This window comes from Celeribacter sp. SCSIO 80788 (assembly GCF_051054295.1).
GTDB lineage: Bacteria > Pseudomonadota > Alphaproteobacteria > Rhodobacterales > Rhodobacteraceae > Celeribacter.
Window position 1 is genome coordinate 912801 of sequence record NZ_CP150482.1, and the last position, 15223, is coordinate 928023.

14 protein-coding genes and 1 tRNA gene are annotated in these 15223 nt (G+C 61.2%); 8 read left to right on the top strand and 7 right to left on the bottom strand.

The annotated features are described in order from the left end of the window. Positions 1-3: 3 nt before the first annotated feature. The gene (locus V1471_RS04740) at positions 4-1110 is read right to left on the bottom strand and encodes a glycosyltransferase family 61 protein (RefSeq protein WP_434287171.1); all 1107 of its coding nucleotides are present in this window, start codon (positions 1108-1110) and stop codon (positions 4-6) included. A gap of 433 nt (positions 1111-1543) precedes the next feature. On the opposite strand from V1471_RS04740, the gene V1471_RS04745 reads away from it, so the two are divergent. Both V1471_RS04745 and V1471_RS04750 read left to right on the top strand, forming a co-directional pair. Continuing rightward, on the top strand, positions 1544-2404 hold the full coding sequence (locus V1471_RS04745; protein ID WP_434287172.1) for a LysR family transcriptional regulator: 861 nt from the start codon (positions 1544-1546) through the stop codon (positions 2402-2404). 129 nt (positions 2405-2533) lie between these two features. Beyond that, entirely contained in the window at positions 2534-2983 is a 450-nt protein-coding gene (locus V1471_RS04750) for a hypothetical protein (RefSeq protein WP_434287173.1), read from the top strand. A gap of 133 nt (positions 2984-3116) precedes the next feature. On the opposite strand, the gene V1471_RS04755 is transcribed toward V1471_RS04750, so the two are convergent. From V1471_RS04755 to gyrA, 3 genes are all read right to left on the bottom strand, one after another. Next, a complete protein-coding gene (locus tag V1471_RS04755; RefSeq protein ID WP_434287174.1) occupies positions 3117-4028 on the bottom strand; it encodes a hypothetical protein in 912 nt (303 codons plus the stop codon). 170 nt (positions 4029-4198) lie between these two features. Further along, entirely contained in the window at positions 4199-4429 is a 231-nt protein-coding gene (locus V1471_RS04760; RefSeq protein WP_434287175.1) for a hypothetical protein, read from the bottom strand. Positions 4430-4523: 94 nt separating this feature from the next. Then, complete coding sequence (gene gyrA / locus V1471_RS04765) at positions 4524-7280, bottom strand: DNA gyrase subunit A (protein ID WP_434287176.1); 2757 nt, start codon at positions 7278-7280, stop codon at positions 4524-4526. 252 nt (positions 7281-7532) lie between these two features. On the opposite strand from gyrA, the gene V1471_RS04770 reads away from it, so the two are divergent. Further along, positions 7533-7820, top strand: coding sequence for an usg protein (locus V1471_RS04770; protein ID WP_434287177.1), 288 nt, complete (start codon positions 7533-7535; stop codon positions 7818-7820). A gap of 14 nt (positions 7821-7834) precedes the next feature. On the opposite strand, the gene V1471_RS04775 is transcribed toward V1471_RS04770, so the two are convergent. The 3 genes from V1471_RS04775 to V1471_RS04785 are packed head-to-tail and all read right to left on the bottom strand — an operon-like array spanning position 7835 to position 9129. Then, positions 7835-8023, bottom strand: coding sequence for a hypothetical protein (locus V1471_RS04775; protein ID WP_434287179.1), 189 nt, complete (start codon positions 8021-8023; stop codon positions 7835-7837). Between the two features lie 39 nt (positions 8024-8062). Beyond that, positions 8063-8554: a disulfide bond formation protein B gene (locus V1471_RS04780; protein ID WP_434287180.1), complete on the bottom strand. Its 492-nt coding sequence runs from the start codon at positions 8552-8554 to the stop codon at positions 8063-8065. After that, positions 8551-9129 carry a YqaA family protein gene (locus tag V1471_RS04785; RefSeq protein WP_434287181.1) on the bottom strand — a complete coding sequence of 193 codons (579 nt, stop codon included), beginning with the start codon at positions 9127-9129 and terminating at the stop codon, positions 8551-8553. The genes V1471_RS04780 and V1471_RS04785 overlap by 4 nt, the downstream gene beginning before the upstream one ends. Positions 9130-9276: 147 nt before the next feature. Here V1471_RS04785 and ypfJ point away from each other — a divergent pair, with 147 nt between their 5' ends. The 5 genes from ypfJ (at position 9277) to V1471_RS04810 (ending at position 14731) form a co-directional block, all read left to right on the top strand. After that, a complete protein-coding gene (gene ypfJ / locus V1471_RS04790; protein ID WP_434287182.1) occupies positions 9277-10125 on the top strand; it encodes a KPN_02809 family neutral zinc metallopeptidase in 849 nt (282 codons plus the stop codon). Between the two features lie 103 nt (positions 10126-10228). Continuing rightward, a tRNA-Leu gene (locus tag V1471_RS04795) sits at positions 10229-10315 on the top strand. Between the two features lie 256 nt (positions 10316-10571). Beyond that, the gene (locus V1471_RS04800; RefSeq protein ID WP_434287183.1) at positions 10572-11507 is read left to right on the top strand and encodes a helix-turn-helix domain-containing protein; all 936 of its coding nucleotides are present in this window, start codon (positions 10572-10574) and stop codon (positions 11505-11507) included. Positions 11508-11591: 84 nt separating this feature from the next. Further along, positions 11592-13019: an aldehyde dehydrogenase family protein gene (locus tag V1471_RS04805; RefSeq protein WP_434287184.1), complete on the top strand. Its 1428-nt coding sequence runs from the start codon at positions 11592-11594 to the stop codon at positions 13017-13019. Between the two features lie 65 nt (positions 13020-13084). Continuing rightward, entirely contained in the window at positions 13085-14731 is a 1647-nt protein-coding gene (locus tag V1471_RS04810) for a GMC family oxidoreductase (protein WP_434287185.1), read from the top strand. The last annotated feature ends 492 nt before the right edge of the window (positions 14732-15223 follow it).

The following is a 15223-nucleotide window of genomic DNA, read 5'->3' on the forward strand; positions in this document are numbered from 1 at the left end:
CGATCAGCCGTGTGCGGGGGCGGTTTGAAGCGGAACTTCGCGATAATCCCGGTTGGTTTTGCCGGTGATCCTCTCGATCCGCCGGTCGAAATTGCCTTTGGCGGCGGGCCAGGGCCTGTCCTCCACCATACCGGCTTGGGCAAGCGCACGACCGAGTTGCGGGATGTCCAGCAGGCTGATGGATTTCGAACTGCGCACCGGTCCCTCGGTAATGTCCCATTCCCGGGTCACGGCGTTCAGCACCTGCGGGGTGATCTCGCAGAAGCTCCTGAGTTGTGCCGCAATCATGTTCGCCGCCAACATGTCGGAGCGCCGGACGATCACCGCCGCGGACTGGGCCTTGTGGCCGACGAAGCCGTAGAGATGCAGGGCCGATCCTTCGATGCTGACGATGTTCTTGGCGGCCTTGTAGCGGGCGACCTGTGTGGCGATGTCGTGTTTCTCCGGAAAGAACTCCTCATAGCCCGCGTTGCGCAGGTTTTCGGACAGGGCATCTTCACCGAGTGCCGCGCCCGCACGCAGGGACAGGCCTTGGCGCGAGATGTAAAGGTTTTCCGGCCCTTCCGGCGCGACCTCCGGCAGGAAATTCCGGTGGATGTAGTCGCGAAATTCCGGTGCGCCTTCGCCAAGCTCGTCGATGCCGAAGCCCTGGGTCGGGACGATCAATTCGTCGACAATGAGCGGTTCGGAGACGATCCGGATCGGAACCGACAGGTTCAGGGCGTCGAACATGGCGGTTTGAAAGGCTTGCAGCTCTTGCGGTGCGTTGGGGCGTCGCGACAGGAACAGGATCGAGTCCACCGCCGCGTCCAGATGGTCCAGCGCCCAGAGGCGGGAAAGCGTTTCACAAAGAAAATGCCCGAAATGATGGTTCATCTGGCCGCCGTAGAGATGTCTGCCCGGCAGGCGTTTGTCCGGGGTTTCCCGCAGATTTTTGGTGCCGAGCAGATAGTCCTCGCCGCGCTTGATGTTCGCGGCCGCGCAAAACGCCCCGGTCTTGTCGAAAACACCGGCCATGTGCCGAAAGGCCCCCTCGCGCAGGGGCGGGACGATCCGCGCCTCTGTCAGGTGTGTCTGGGTCACATTCAGCATTTGGTCATAGGCGCTCATCGGGGTCGTCTTTCTGCTTCGGCTTCGCCTCAGTTGTAGGCATTCCTCATGAAAAGTCCCGCGGAATTCAAACGCTCGGCGGCATATTCGCAGGATTGACGCACCATTGCCGCAGGGCCCTTGCGTGGTCTGGCTCGGGGGCGGAGCATATGTGTTTCGCGCGCATGTCGCGTGCCTTGGAACAGAGTTTCGAGGTTTGGGCATGTGGTGTGACCATGGAGCGAAAAATACACCGGGTTGCGTAGGGTCACCCCGGAAAGCGCGTTTATCGTACGTACAGATCGCTCTATATCTTCTGGATATTGTCTTATTTTTTCTATTTCCGGTTTTTGAGTGAAATGCGCCGAAAGCGCTCTTTGCTGTGATCTGTACATGAGTTCCCGCCGTTTGAGGGAGGGCAGCATGCAACAAAATAAGGAAGAGGAAGAGCGGAATGGATCGTTGGGACGACCTGAAATTCCTGTTGGCGATCGAACGGCATGGCACCATGGCGGCTGCGGCGCGCGCGCTTGGCACCAATCCGGCGACGGTGTCGCGGCGGATGGAGCGCATGGCGGACGAGCTGGGCATGAATCCGGTGATCAAGACGCCTGCGGGCTGGGGAACGAACCCGGAGGTGCAGGGGTTGATCGAGGCCTCCGACCGGTTTCACGAAGAGGTCGAGCGGGAAAAGAACCGTTTGCGTTTCAAGCACGGGTTGCAGAGTGCGGAAATCCGGGTGGCCTGTTCGCCTCTGATCTCCGGGCATATCCTGATTCCGGCGCTGGCGGAATGCGCCGCCGAGATGGAGAACATCCAGCTCAGCTTTCACAACCGGGCGATGATCGAGACCCTGTCCGGCAATGACGTGATCATCTCCGTGGTGCGCCCGCGCGCAGGGCGGCTGATTTCGCGCAAGATCGGGACGATCACGGTTCAGGTTTTCGCGCCGGATCGTGATCCTGAGATCCGCGACTGGGTCGGGCTTGGGGCGGATGTTCGGGAGTTCGAGCCGATGATCCGCGCGGAGCGGTATTTCGGTCAGCCGCCGCGTATTCATGTCGATACGTTCGATCACGTGCTGCTGGTGATGCGTGCGACGGGGCTTGCGGGGCTGCTTCCCAGGGCTTCCGGCCTGGATCTGCCGGGCTTTGTGGCGGTGGCGGAGACCGCCGAGGCCTGCGATCTCTACATGAGCTATCACGAGAGCCGTCGCGGCGATCCGGCGATTACGCAGGTCACCCGGTTCATTGCGCAGAGCGTCGCGCAGTCCATCTATACCCGAGCGGGTGAGGGGCTGACCGGCCTCTGTTGAAGGCGGGCGGTCGTGACGAGATGCACACGCATAGATTGTTGCAATTGCGCAATGTGCAAATCTAAGATGGCCGCCCGGTGTTTTTTTGTGCGTAGATCAAGAAAAAGACAAGAGACGCACGAGGCACTCATGATCACGACCTCCTCACAGACAGGGTTCACTTGCGACGGGATACGTTTGGGCTGCCGCCTGTCTCTTGGCGCGGCACTTTTGATGCATCCGGTGTCAGAGAGTTTGGGCTGGGCGAATGGGCTGCGCGCGCATGCGGGCGGCTTGGCCGGTGGGGTTCGGGAAATGCCTGCGGTGTTTCTGCAACTCAGCGATATTCGCAACATGGTGGTCGGCAGCCTGTTTTTCCTGATCGCGATCTGGCTGACCTTCGGTATCCGTACCCGTGTCATGGCAGCGCTGGGGGCGGCCCTGGTGCTGGCGTTTCACTTTGCCGTCGCCCATGAGCCGTTGCGTCTGGATCAGACAGCCCTGTTGACGCTGTTCACTGTCATAATGGCCATGCCGTTGATCGTCTGGGGCGGTGGACGGTTTTCGCTCTGGCGCGGGGGCTGGGGCAATCTGCTCTGATCCCTGCGCGTTCCGTTTTATGTAGCGCGATGCCGGGCGCGTCGGGGCGCCGGGTCTGTCGGGAGAGTGACAAGAGAAAAGGCCCGCCCCCGAGGGGAGCGGACCTTTTGTGAGCTATGAAGATCGGTTTGGATCAGAAGCCCAGAGCCAGACTCGGGCCGTAAATCGGATCGTAGAGGTCGAGACCTACGGAGTTCAGAACCGGGCTGCGGGCTTTGTCGAACAGGTCGCTGACGCGATCGGTTACGCGGGCACGATCGCCACCCATTTCGAAGGACAGTTTCAGCGAGAACAGGTCCATATCGCTGACGTCGCCATAGGTGGTATCATAGCCAGCCTCAACCGTGATGCGATCGTTAACCGCATAGGTCCCGGCGATGCCGTAGTAGCCGGTGTCGAACAGATTGTGGTTGCCGGTCAGCACATTGGCTTTCACACCGAAATTGCCGAACTGATAGGTGCCGGCAAAGCTGGAAACGCCGTGGTCGATCCCGTCTTCGGAGAAGGTCGTGGCGGCGGTCAGGCCGAACGCGTCGACGTCGAAGTCATAACCGAGCGAGTAGAGGCTGAAATCGCTGTCGAGGGAGACATAGGAGCCGAACACGGTGGAAGCGCCGAAGTCGTAGTAACCGTTCAGGTTGTAGGTTTCGAAATCTTCACCGTCGACGGTTGTGTATTCGAGCGCCACGCCGAAGGCATTGCCGATATAGTCGACGCCAAGGCCATAGGTATATTCGGTGTCGCCCGAGTTGAAGTCGTAGGCGGCGAGTTTCACATAGCCGGTAAAGCCGGGGGTGAATTCGTAGCCTGCGGTGCCGTTCAGCGTGTAGGCGTCGTCGCCATCGTAATCAATCGCCTTGGCGGTCCCGGTGAAGGCAAACTTGTTGACGATATAGTCGATATCGCCTTGCAGGCGAACCACATCGGTGTCGTCGTTATTGTAATAGGAAAGCTCGGCGGAGCCATAGGTCATCTCGCCAGCTTGGGCTGCGCCGGTCAGCGCAACGGTGGCGCCGACGATCGCGATCAGGGAAGTTTTCATCATAACGGAGGTCCTCATATACAGTATGACTGCGTTGCTGGGGACTATATGCCGAGTTGGCTCCGAGCGGGAGGTGGAACGGCGAAGATATTCGCCTTGTGACATTTTGGTAATATGCACGAGTTTGTGACAATAGCGGATTATTCTGTGTATTTTTAAATCACTATGGAAAATCAACGCGCTTTATCAGCCTTGGACGCAGTCATCTGCGCTGCGATGGATTCCAGAGCTGCAGCCTGACGCTCCGCCGCGACCACGCCGCGCTCCTGTAGGACAATGGATTTGGCCTGATTTTCGGCGATCTGTGCATTGACGCGCGGTGCGCGGCGGCCACGAAACATCATCACGGCAAACATCAGGATCAAAAGGGCAAACAGCAGGATCAGAAGGGTTTCGTAATGCATGTCATGGCCTTTCAGGTCATCTGTCGGGAAATGGATTTAACAATGAATTCACACTGAAAAAGGCCCGCGCTTGGCGGGCCTTTCCGGTTCAGTTTCAGGATGCCGAGCTTTCGTCGTCCTCGTCGTTTTCCGCGATCCAGGCGACGGAGACAACCTCTTCGCCCTTGCCGGTGTCGAACACCTTGACGCCACCGGCGCCGCGCGAGCGGAAGGAGATGCCGTTGACCGGGCAACGGATCGACTGGCCTTTCGAGGTGGCGAGCATGATCTGATCATCGAGACCGACCGGGAAGGAGGCCAGAAGATCGCCGGTTTTCGCCGAGAGCTTGAACGCGCCCACGCCCTGGCCGCCACGGCCACGCACCGGGTAATCGTGCGAGGAGGTCAGCTTGCCGAGGCCCGCTTTGGTGATCGTCACCAAAAGCTCTTCGGCGGCCTGCATTTGCTCGAAACGCTCCTGCGTGATCGCGCCTTCGACGGCCTCTTCCTCGTCGTCGCCCGCGTCGGTCTCATCGGCCCCGGCCATCTGGCGGCGCATTTTGAGATAGGCGGCGCGCTCGGACGGATCGGCCTCGAAATGCTTGATCACCGACATGGAGACGACCTCGTCGCCCTCGTTGACAAGCCGGATGCCGCGCACACCTGTCGAGCTGCGCGAGTTGAACACACGCACATCGGGGACCGGGAAGCGGATCGCGCGACCGCCGGAGGTGACCAGCATGACGTCGTCGTTCTCGTCGCAAATCCGGGCGTTGATCAGGCGGGTGCCTTCCTCTTCGCCTTCGAATTTCATCGCGATCTTGCCGTTCGATTTCACATTGGTGAAATCCGACAGACGGTTGCGGCGCACCGAGCCTTTCGAGGTGGCGAAAACGATCTGGAGATCGTCCCAATCCTTTTCGTCGCGGTCGATCGGCAGGATGGCGGCAATCGAGACGCCCTGCGGGATCGGCAGGATTTGCAAGAGCGGCTTGCCCTTAGCGGTCCGGCCGCCTTGCGGCAGACGCCATGTCTTCATCTTGTAGGCCATGCCATCGTCGGTGAAGACCAGAAGCTGGGTGTGGGTGTTCGCCACGAACAGCGTCGTGATCACGTCCTCATCCTTGGTCGCCATGCCCGAGAGGCCCTTGCCGCCGCGTTTCTGCGCGCGGTAATCGGCCAAAGGCGTGCGTTTCGCCCAACCGGATTGGGTCACGGTGACAACCATGTCCTCTTTCTCGATCAGATCCTCGTCGTCCATGTCGCCGGACCAATCGGCAATCTCGGTGCGGCGGGGCACGGCGAAAAGCTCTTTGACCTCAATGAGTTCGTTCGAGATGATCTCCATGATCCGCTCGCGGGAGGCGAGGATGGCGAGGTAATCCTTGATCTTGGCAGCCAGCTCGACCAACTCGTCGGTGACTTCTTTGACGCCGATCTGGGTGAGGCGTTGCAGGCGCAGGTCGAGAATGGCGCGGGCCTGAACCTCGGAGAGGTTATAGGTGCCGTCGTCGTTCATTTTATGCAGCGGATCGTCGATCAGGCGGATGTAATCGGCGATCTCATGGGCGGGCCAGCGGCGCGTCATGAGTTTTTCGCGCGCTTCGGCCGCATCGGCGGAGGAGCGAATGGTCGCCACCACCTCGTCGACGTTGGACACAGCCACCGCCAGACCACAGAGGATATGGGCGCGGTCGCGGGCCTTGCGCAGCTCAAACGCGGTGCGGCGCGCGACCACTTCTTCGCGGAAGATGATGAAATTCTCAAGGAAGGCGCGGAGCGTCAGTTGCTCCGGCCGTCCGCCATTGAGCGCCAACATGTTGCAGCCGAAAGAGGTTTGCATCGGCGTGAAGCGGAAGAGCTGGTTGAGCACGACCTCAGCGGTCGCATCGCGCTTCAGCTCGACCACCACGCGCACGCCGTTGCGGTCGGATTCGTCCTGAACGTGGGCGATGCCTTCGATCCGCTTGTCACGCACGCATTCGGCGATTTTCTCGATCATCGAGGCCTTGTTGACCTGATAGGGGATCTCGTCGACGACAATGGCGTAGCGGTCCTTGCGGATCTCTTCGACACGGGTTTTCGACCGGATCACAACGGAGCCGCGGCCTTCGAGATAGGCTTTGCGCGCCCCGGAACGACCGAGGATCATGCCGCCCGTCGGGAAATCCGGGGCAGGGACGATCTCCATCAGCCGCTCGGAGGAAATGTCCGGGTTCTCGATCAGTGCCAGCGTCGCGTCGACCACTTCGCCAAGGTTGTGCGGCGGAATGTTCGTCGCCATCCCAACCGCGATCCCGCCCGCGCCGTTCACCAGCATGTTCGGGAAGCGCGCCGGGAGTACGGTGGGCTCTTTGTCCTTGCCGTCGTAGTTCAGCTCGAAATCGACCGTGTCCTTGTCGATATCGGCGAGCAGATAGGCGGCGGGCTTGTCCATCCGCACTTCGGTATAGCGCATGGCCGCGGCGGCATCGCCGTCCATCGAGCCGAAGTTGCCCTGACCGTCGAGAAGCGGCAGCGACATGGAAAAATCCTGCGCCATGCGGACGAGGGCGTCATAGATCGCCGAGTCGCCATGCGGGTGATATTTCCCCATCGTGTCGCCCACGGCGCGCGCCGATTTGCGGTAGGGTTTGTCATGGGTGTTGCCCGCCTCGTTCATCGCGAAGAGGATACGGCGGTGCACCGGTTTCAACCCGTCGCGCAGATCGGGGATCGCACGGGACACGATCACGCTCATCGCGTAATCGAGGTACGAAGTCTTCATCTCCTGAGTGATGGAAATCTTCGGTCCACCCCAAGCCATCGGCTCGCGGCGCTTTTCCTCACCATTTTCTGGCGTGTTTTCAGGGGTTTCGGGTGTGTCGCTCACGTTGTCCGCCTGTCATTTTGTGTTGCGGGATCAGGTCCCGTATCTCGTTGTATGACACTCTACCCCATACCGGATATGGGGTGCAATGGCGGATGCGCCTCGCGGTTCATGGATCGGTAGCAGCCGCGGGAGATGAGTGACAACATACTGTTTTTACGATGTTTTCATTGACAGTTAACCGTTTTCCGGCAGGATTTTTATAGGGAGGTTCACAACAAGGTCAAAATGGCCAGACCAACAGGAGAAATGCACATGCCGCAGATGCGGGCACACGAGATGAGCGACACGGAAATGATGCTGTCGGGCTACGGGCTGACACTTGCGGAATTTACTTACCGGATGCCGGATTACCAAAGCGTGCTGAACACGTTTTCATGGCAGCTCTTCGATCTTGCGCCGGATTACCCGAAGCTCTTCAAATTCATCGAGTTCTGGCAGGAAAATATCGACGGCCCGCTGCACCATGTGCGCTTTACCCATCGCAAACTGATCTCACCGGGGGAATGGCGCAATTGCGTGGGCGAATTCCGCGTGCATTGAGGGCGGAGAGGGGATCAGAAGCGCTTCAAAAGCCGTTTGAGCGGCGTTGTCGCATCGCCGGTTTGAGCGGCTTTGGACACTTCGTGAAACCGCGCCTTCAGAGCCTCGGCCCGCGCATCGGCCAGAGCGCCGCCAACCCGCTTGCGCCCGCGACGGGCGGTGGGGAAGGGAATGACCTTTTTCGGTGGTTGTACCTTGCTCATGGAGCAAAGATGGGGTCTTTCGCCGCCGATCTCAAGAGGTCATTTGGCTTTCCGCCAGGCGACGAACCAGAGCCCCGCAAAAATCAGCGAGAACACGAAGTTCCAGCCCGCCATGGTGATGCCGAGGCCCCAGGTGTCCCAGACGATCTCATCGCAGAGCACCAGTTTCGCAGCCCCCGCAGTGGGCAGCAAATCCATGCCCGACAGGCCCGAAAGCGCGTCTGACGCGCCGGTGCAGGAGGTCGGACCCGGCCACCATTTCTGTTCGACCCCTGCGTGGTAGAGGCCGAGACCTGCGGAAATGAGCATGGTCAGCCCGCCCAGGAAGCTCAGCAGGCGGGATTTCGTCATCACGAAAATCACCCCGATGGCAATGGCGATGGCATGCGGCCAGCGCTGCCAGAGGCACATTTCACAGGGGGCATAGCCAAGGGATTGAAAGACGAAGGCGCCGCCGAGGATGGCAAGAGAACCGAGGGTGGCCGCCAGTGCGGGTTGCAGCGGGGCGAAATTGGAGTCGGGCTTGGTCATAGGTATTTCACGGCGTAGAAGCCGCCCAGAAAGAGCAGGATGAGGATCGTGAAGACGAGGCCGAGGCGGCGTTCGATAAAGTCGCGGATCGGATCGCCGAATTTCCACAGAAGGGCGGCCACTACGAAGAACCGGATGGCGCGGGCGGTGATCGAGGCGACGATAAACACCGGCAGGGACAGCTGCGTGACCCCCGACAGGATGGTGATCACCTTGTAGGGGAAGGGCGTCACCCCCGCGATCAGCACGGCCCATGCGCCGTAATCGTTATATTTCGCGGCGAATTCGTCGAAATAGGCGTCTTTACCATAGAATTCGAGCACCGGCTTGCCGATGGTCTCAAACGCGCCGAAACCGATCCAATAGCCGAGCATGCCGCCCAGAACGGAGGCCACCGTGGCGATGCCCGCGATTTTGAACGCCTCGCGCGGGCGGGCGACGATCAGCGGGATCATCAGGATGTCCGGCGGGATCGGGAACACCGAACTTTCGATGAAGGCGACAAAGGCCAGTGCCCAAAGCGCATGCGGGCTTTCCGCAAGCGACATGGTCCAAGAATAAAGCCGTCTGAGCATCTGCGGTGGTTGTCCGTTGCGTTGGTTCGGCCTCTTTAGGCCCCATTCGCCGCACCGGGTCAAGCATCAGTACGCCTGATCGGGGCTTGTCCGGCGCGGGGCTGACAGTATTGTGAGATCAAAGTGATGCGTTCGAAAGGGTGAACGATGAAATGGCAGGGGCGGCGCGGCTCGCGCAACATCGAGGATCGGCGCCGGAGCGGATCGGGTGCGGCCGTGGGCGGCGTCGGGGGGATCGGTCTTCTGGCGATCATCGCGATTGGCTATTTCCTCGGCATAGACGTGACGCCGCTCTTGGAGGGCACGCAGAGCATCTCCACCGGCCAAACCACGGAAATCACCGCCGCCGACGAGCGCGCGGCACAGTTTGTCTCGGTCACGCTGGCCGATACGGAAGAGATCTGGACCGAGGTGTTCGCCGATCAACTGGGCGGCGAATATGTTCCGCCGATCCTTGTCCTTTATAAAGGTGTGACGCAAAGCCCCTGCGGCTCGGCTTCGGGCGCGACCGGGCCGTTCTATTGCCCGTCGGACCAGAAGGTCTATCTCGACACGGATTTCTTCACCACGATGGAGCGGCAACTGGGCGCGGGCGGCGATTTTGCCGAGGCCTATGTGGTCGCTCATGAGGTGGCGCACCATGTGCAAAACGAGCTGGGCATCCTCGGGCAGGCCAATGCCTATCGCGCCAAGGCCTCCGAGACGGAGAGCAACGCGGTCTCTGTGATGATCGAGCTTCAGGCCGATTGTTTCTCCGGCATCTGGGCGAAACTGGCGGATGAGAAATTCGGCTCCGTCGAGCATGGCGACATTCGCGAGGCGCTCAATGCGGCGAAGCAGATCGGCGACGATACGCTGCAAAAGAACGCGGGCCGCATTCCGCAGCCGCACACCTTCACCCATGGCACCTCCGAGCAGCGTCAGCGCTGGTTCGCGATGGGGTACAAGACCGGCGAACTGAACGCCTGCGACACGTTCTCGGCGGATCGGCTCTGATTGCGTCGGGTCGGAAATTTTTCTCACGCTGGTGCGATGATCCCTCTGGACCTCGCCCCAAGCCTCGGCTAAACGCCTTTTACTGCGCCCTTCGGGGCGATCTGCCCGTGTGGTGGAATTGGTAGACACAGGGGATTCAAAATCCCCCGGCTTTGCGGCCTTGCCGGTTCGAGTCCGGCCACGGGTACCAGTTCGTTCAAGAGGTTATCCACCAGACCTCTTGTGGCCCTGACAGGGTCATCTTGCCTCATAATGTGCGTCCCATTTCTTTTTGGCGGCGGGCGTTTGACAGAAATCTTAACAAATCTGTTTCAACCTTGTGCAGCGCGATCAAACAAGAGGCAGTTTGTGGCATTATGTGAAAATTCATGTGAATCTGTGTGCGCCGCACGTTCCCTCCCGAACCCGGCAGGGCTAGGCTGGCTCCGTTCCCTCGGAGAAACGCGATGCGCGAAGAGATCACGGTTCAGACTTTCACCCATGTCGAAGCCTTCAATGCGGGCATTCGTTCGGTCTGTGGCGCCTATCAGGTCGAGGCGCAATCCGGGCGCTTTGCCGCCAGTGCGGGGCTGGCGCGCCGGGGTGGGCTCGAGGTGGCGACCGTCAGCCTGACCGCGCAGCAAGTCCGGCGCGATGCGCGCGCGATCCGGCGCGACGATGCGGACCATTTCGTCCTCGTGATGCAACAGCGGGGCGAGGCGGTGATGCAGCAGGGCGAGCGGTCGGTGACGCTGCGCACAGGCGACATGTTCCTCTCGGATGCGACACAGCCCTCGGTCTTCGATCTGACCCGTGGCTATGCCGATCAGCTGTCCATTCATCTGCCCCGCGACGAGGTGGTGAGCCGTTTCGGAGCGCAGGCCCGCGGCGGCTTGTCGATCCGGCGCGAGGACAGTCTGGCGATTGCCATGACCGCGCTTTTACAGCGCGCACAGGAGGATACGCCGCCGGAGCTGGCCGAGGTATTCCTGTCGTTGGTGGGGACATGGCTCCGTGACATCGGGCGCGGCGAAGCCCCGCGCGCGGTGGCGCGTGACGGGACGGGCGAGGGGCTTTTGGGGCGGGCGCTGAGCCTTATCAATCTGAATTACCGCGATCCCGATTTCGGCCCCGGAGCGCTGGCCGATCTGCTCGATGTCTCCTCGCGCCGGTTGCAACGCGCCTTCGGGCCGCTGGGCGAGACCCCGCGCGAACGCATCCTTGCGACCCGGCTCGATCAGGCGCATCGCGCGCTTGAACGGCGCGGCGCGCGGACGGTGTCCGATGTCGCCTTTGATCAGGGCTTTGGCGATCTGTCCCATTTCTATCACAGCTTTCGCAGCCGCTTCGGCCATGCGCCCGGCTCGACCGGCGGCAGTGCACCCGAGGACGGTGACGCATAGGCCCATTTCGGGCGTCGTTTCCGCCCAAGACCGCGGCGCGGCGTGGCGCATAAGCTCTCTGTCAAACACACAGGGAGCACGCATATGTCACTCGATCACCCATCCCCGAAATCCTACGCGATGATCATCGGCGGCAAGCCCGTCCTGCCCGCGAAAACCTTCGAGGTCACCAACCCTGCCACGGGTGAGGTCGTAGGCCTCGCGCCGCAGGGCACCAAGGCCGATGCCGAGGCCGCCATCGCCGCCGCCCGCGCCGCTTTTCCGGCCTGGGCCGCCACCCCCGACGAAGAGCGCGCGGCCCTGTGCCACGCCATTGCTGAAAAGCTCGACGCCCATGCCGACGAGCTGGCGCGGTTGATCACGATGGAACAGGGCAAGCCTCTGGGCGGGGTCGGCTCGCGGTTCGAAGTGGGCGGGTCGAGCGCGTGGTGTCATTTCACCGCTGAACAGAAGCTCGCCATCGAAGTGATCGCCGATGACGAGAAGGGCCGGGTGGAACTGCACCGCAAGCCTCTGGGGGTTGTTGCCTCGGTGACGCCGTGGAACTGGCCGATGCTGATCGCCACATGGCACATCCTGCCCGCGATCCGCACCGGCAACACGGTGGTGTCGAAACCCTCGCCCTATACGCCGCTGTCGACGCTGCGCTATGTCGAACTGATGAACGAAGTGCTGCCCGCCGGTGTCGTGAACGTCATCTGTTCCGACGAGACCGAGGATAATCTCGGCGCGGAATTGTCGGCGGCGAAAGGCGTGAACAAGATCGTGTTCACCGGCTCGATCCCGACCGGCATGAAAGTCGCCGCCGCCGCCGCGCCGACGATGAAACGCATGACGCTGGAGCTTGGTGGCAATGACGCAGGGATTGTGATGCCGGATGTCGATCCGAAGGCGATTGCCGAGGGGCTGTTCTGGTCGGCCTTCATCAACATGGGCCAGACCTGCGCGGCGCTGAAACGGCTTTATGTGCATGAGGATGTGCATGATGCGGTCTGTGAGGCGCTGGCCGATTATGTGCGCAATATTCCTATGGGTCCGGGGCTTGAGGACAGCTCGATCATGGGGCCGGTCGCCAACCAGATGCAATTCGACAAGGTTGCCGCACTGGTGGCCGATGCGGCGACGAAAGGCACGGTTCTGACCGGCGGCGCGCCGGGCGAGGGGCTGTTCTTCCCGCTGACGCTGATCTCCGGGCTCGACAATGGCGTGCCGCTTGTGGACGAGGAACAATTCGGCCCGGCGCTTCCGATCATCAAGTTCAAGACCGTCGACGAGGCCATCGAGAAAGCCAACGCGGGCGATGCGGCTTTGGGCGGTTCGGTCTGGTCTGCGGATATAGATGCGGCGAAGGCCATCGGCGACCGGCTTGACTGCGGCACGGTCTGGATCAACCAGCACGGCATGACCCGCCCCGACACGCCGTTCGGGGGTCGCAAGATGTCCGGTGTGGGCGTCGAATTCGGGCAGGACGGGCTCAACGCCTATACCGATATTCAGGCTGTGATTGTCTGATCCCACATCTTTCTAACGAGAACGGACGCGCCTTCGGGCGCTGTCCGGACACCAAGGAGTCTCTTATGACCAACAAAGATACGCACCTCACCCGCCGCAGTTTCATCGGCCATGTCGCCGTGGCAACCGGCGTGATCACCACGGCCGCCGGTACGCTCGGCGCCTCGCTCAACCCGGCGGAGGCCAAGGATGGGCTGTTCGATTACATCATCGTCGGCGCCGGTTCTGCGGGCTGCGTCATGGCCAACCGCCTGACCGAAGAGGGCGCTTCCGTCCTTCTGCTCGAGGCGGGCGGGCCGGATGACACGGATATGATCTGGACGCCGATGCGCGTGATCGAGCTGTGGCAATCGCCCTATGACTGGGCCTACTGGACCGCGCCGCAGACGCATGCGCAGGACCGCGAGCTGTTCTGGCCGCGCGGCAAGACGCTGGGTGGGTCGTCCTCGCTCAATGGCATGATCTATGTGCGCGGTTCCTCGACCGATTACGACGGCTGGGCGGCTCTGGGCAACGCGGGCTGGGAATGGGAGAATGTGCTGCCGTATTTCCTCAAGTCCGAGGATTACTCCGGCGACGCCTCCGCGATGCATGCCAAGGGTGGTCTGCTGCATGTGACCGCCGAGGTCGAGCCGCATGTGATCAACAAGGCGATGGTCGAGGCCGCCGTGCAGGCCGGGCATGCCTACAATCCCGATTGCAACTCCGGCGATCAGATGGGTGCGGGGTTCTGCGATCTGAACACCAAGAACGGCAAGCGACACTCCACCGCCGTGGCGTTCCTTCAGCCTGCGCTGGAGCGTCCGAACCTGACGCTGATCACCAATGCGCGGGTGCATCGGGTCGAGCTTGACGGCACGCGCGCCAGCGGCGTGACCTATATGCAGGAGGGCGAGATGCACACGGTTTCCGCCGCCCGCGAGGTCATCGTTTGCGGCGGCGCGATCGAGAGCCCGCGCATCCTGATGCTGTCGGGGATCGGGCCGCGCGCTCATCTCGAAGAGGTCGGGATCGAGGTCAAACACGAGTTGCCGGGCGTCGGGCAGAACCTGCATGACCACACGCTTTTGCCGGTGACATGGGAAGCCTCGCGCCAGGTGCCGCCGCCGCCGCACACCGGCATGACGCCGCTCCATATGCAGATGTTCGCCAAGACCACGCCGGAGCGCCCGGAGCCGGACATGCAGCCGCTCGGTCTCTTCGTGCCTTACTATGCGCCGGGGCAGGACGCGAGTGTCGGCAATGCCTTTACGCTCAACGCTGGCGGCGTCAAACCGACCTCGCGTGGCGAAGTGCGGCTGACCTCGGCGGACCCGGAAGATCAGATCGTGCTCGATCCGAATGTTCTGGCGACGCAATACGATGTCGACACGCTGGTCACTTGTGTGAAGATGATCCGCGAGATGGCCGCCCAACCGGCACTTGCCGATTGGATCGCCCGGGAGATCTATCCGGGGCCGGAGGCACAATCCGACGAAGAACTGGCGGAGTATGCCCGCTCGGCGGTGATGAGCTATCACCACCAATGCGGCACTTGTAAAATGGGTGTGGACGAGATGGCCGTGGTGGACCCGAGCCTCAAGGTGCACGGGATCGAGGGGCTGCGCGTGGTCGATGCGTCCATCATGCCCTTTGTCACCACCGGCAACACCAACGCGCCGACCATCATGATCGCGGAGAAAGCCGCAGACCTGATCAAGAGCGCTTCCTGATCCGACACTCCAGACGGATCTCCATGAGAATTACCCCGCCGGGAGTTGGCCCCCGGCGGGGCTTGTTTTTGCTGGTGTCAGGGAGAGGCGGGAGCCGGTTTCTGTTCATGATTTCGCGATCTTGGGGCCGATCTGTGCGAGGATTTTAAGGGACCTTTCTCGTCCATCGGACGATGATTGCAGGAATCTGATTCGTGGAGGAAACGCATATTGTTCGCAGTTTCGCTCAAATTCGGATTTTTGGCCGAGATTGGTTCGATGCACCCATGAGCGCCATGTTTTTGACACATTTTGATCCCGCCAGTTCAGGGGCTGGATCGGAAAATATCCCTCAAGGTAAATGGCCTTGGGACCGGTGCGCGCTCACTGGGTTTTGTTTGCGTAAATAACTCATGAATAATGATAATTCATCATGACACGGGTGGGGTTTGGTGGCTGTGGTGGCGCTTAAATTCTGGTCATTCGTGGGCGGAGCTGCCACGCGAGCGCCAT

Bases quoted from the DNA above. Each gene is read 5' to 3' on its own strand.
- V1471_RS04740 (WP_434287171.1), bottom strand. From the start codon at position 1,110: ATGAGCGCCTATGACCAAATGCTGAATGTGACCCAGACACACCTGACA.
- V1471_RS04745 (WP_434287172.1), top strand. From the start codon at position 1,544: ATGGATCGTTGGGACGACCTGAAATTCCTGTTGGCGATCGAACGGCAT.
- V1471_RS04750 (WP_434287173.1), top strand. From the start codon at position 2,534: ATGATCACGACCTCCTCACAGACAGGGTTCACTTGCGACGGGATACGT.
- V1471_RS04755 (WP_434287174.1), bottom strand. From the start codon at position 4,028: ATGATGAAAACTTCCCTGATCGCGATCGTCGGCGCCACCGTTGCGCTG.
- V1471_RS04760 (WP_434287175.1), bottom strand. From the start codon at position 4,429: ATGCATTACGAAACCCTTCTGATCCTGCTGTTTGCCCTTTTGATCCTG.
- V1471_RS04770 (WP_434287177.1), top strand. From the start codon at position 7,533: ATGCCGCAGATGCGGGCACACGAGATGAGCGACACGGAAATGATGCTG.
- V1471_RS04775 (WP_434287179.1), bottom strand. From the start codon at position 8,023: ATGAGCAAGGTACAACCACCGAAAAAGGTCATTCCCTTCCCCACCGCC.
- V1471_RS04780 (WP_434287180.1), bottom strand. From the start codon at position 8,554: ATGACCAAGCCCGACTCCAATTTCGCCCCGCTGCAACCCGCACTGGCG.
- V1471_RS04785 (WP_434287181.1), bottom strand. From the start codon at position 9,129: ATGCTCAGACGGCTTTATTCTTGGACCATGTCGCTTGCGGAAAGCCCG.
- ypfJ (WP_434287182.1), top strand. From the start codon at position 9,277: ATGAAATGGCAGGGGCGGCGCGGCTCGCGCAACATCGAGGATCGGCGC.
- V1471_RS04800 (WP_434287183.1), top strand. From the start codon at position 10,572: ATGCGCGAAGAGATCACGGTTCAGACTTTCACCCATGTCGAAGCCTTC.
- V1471_RS04805 (WP_434287184.1), top strand. From the start codon at position 11,592: ATGTCACTCGATCACCCATCCCCGAAATCCTACGCGATGATCATCGGC.
- V1471_RS04810 (WP_434287185.1), top strand. From the start codon at position 13,085: ATGACCAACAAAGATACGCACCTCACCCGCCGCAGTTTCATCGGCCAT.